The sequence below is a fragment of the Paraburkholderia sp. Ac-20336 genome, from assembly GCF_017105025.1.
GTDB lineage: Bacteria > Pseudomonadota > Gammaproteobacteria > Burkholderiales > Burkholderiaceae > Paraburkholderia.
In genome coordinates this window covers 1-1,232 of sequence record NZ_JAAGPS010000284.1, presented here as the reverse complement: position 1 = coordinate 1,232, position 1,232 = coordinate 1, and the positions used below count along the sequence as shown (strand labels likewise).

At 65.3% G+C, this 1,232-nt stretch carries 2 protein-coding genes; one reads left to right on the top strand and one right to left on the bottom strand.

Going from position 1 to position 1,232, the window contains the following annotated elements; all coding sequences use genetic code 11:
• The coding region (locus tag GXB81_RS31040) for an alcohol dehydrogenase catalytic domain-containing protein (protein ID WP_205991214.1) at nucleotides 1–230 on the bottom strand (230 nt) is incomplete at its 3' end.
• Nucleotides 231–397: 167 nt separating this feature from the next.
• Between GXB81_RS31040 and surE the strand changes: the two genes are divergently transcribed.
• The gene (surE, locus tag GXB81_RS31035) at nucleotides 398–1,156 is read left to right on the top strand and encodes a 5'/3'-nucleotidase SurE (RefSeq protein WP_205991213.1); all 759 of its coding nucleotides are present in this window, start codon (nucleotides 398–400) and stop codon (nucleotides 1,154–1,156) included.
• Nucleotides 1,157–1,232: the final 76 nt, after the last annotated feature.

Below are 1,232 nucleotides of genomic sequence, written 5' to 3'. Positions count from 1 at the left end.
GTGACACCCGCCCCCACCGCACGCACCACGCCCGCGGCTTCAGAGCCCGGCGTGAACGGCAGCGGCGGCTTGAACTGGTATTTGTTCTCGATGATCAGCACGTCGGGGAAGTTGACGGCGGCGGCCTTGACGTCGATCACGACGTGACCGGGCGGCGCTTCGAGGTCCGGCAGGTTGTCGACGACCAGGCTCTCGGGCGGCCCGTATTGCTTGCAGCGAATCGCGCGCATCGTGTCTCCATCTCGGTTAGGGTTCGCAACGATTTTGAGTGTAAAACAATTCGCACGACCGTGCGATTTATTGCCGGGCAGTGCGCAAGGCCGGCGCGTTTCGCTTGCCACGCAAGCGCGCCGGTCATGTCGCTCGCGTGCCATCTTTCCTCGGTTACAATCGCCGCATGCGAATCCTACTCAGCAACGACGACGGTTATCTGGCGCCGGGCCTGGCCGCGCTCTACGAAGCGCTCAAGCCGATCGCGGACGTCACCGTCATGGCTCCCGAACAGAACTGCAGCGCCGCGTCGAATTCCCTGACGCTGTGGCGGCCGCTGTCGGTTCTGCGCTCCGCCAACGGTTTCTACTACGTGAACGGTACGCCGACCGACTCGGTGCACATTGCGCTGACGGGCATGCTCGACCACAAGCCGGACCTCGTCGTATCGGGCATCAACAACGGCCAGAACATGGGTGACGACACACTGTACTCGGGCACCGTCGCGGCGGCCACCGAGGGCATCATGTTCGGCGTGCCGGCCATCGCGTTTTCGCTCGTCGACAAAGACTGGGTGCATCTCGACGATGCGGCCCGCGTCGCCGCCGAAATCGTCGCGCATTATCTCGAGCGGCCGTTGCCGGGGCATCCGCTGCTGAACGTCAACATTCCTAACTTGCCGTACGAAGAACTGCGTGGCTGGCAGATCACGCGGCTCGGCAAGCGGCATCCGTCGCAGCCGGTGATCCGCGAGACCAACCCGCGCGGCGAGCCGATCTACTGGATCGGCCCATCGGGCAGTGCGCGCGACGCGAGCGAAGGCACCGATTTTCACGCGGTCGCCAACGGCGCCGTGTCGATCACGCCGCTGCAGCTCGATCTGACCTACACGCAAATGCTGTCCACGGCGCGCGACTGGCTGCGCGACGGCAGCGGCGCTTCATGACCAGCGAGCGCGCGAGGCGCTTTCCGCTCGGCCTCGAGGACCTGGTGCGCGAGCCGCGCCGTCCCGAAGGACGTCA

Excerpts from the sequence above, each read along its gene's own strand:
- surE (WP_205991213.1), top strand. The coding sequence starts at position 398 with ATGCGAATCCTACTCAGCAACGACGACGGTTATCTGGCGCCGGGCCTG.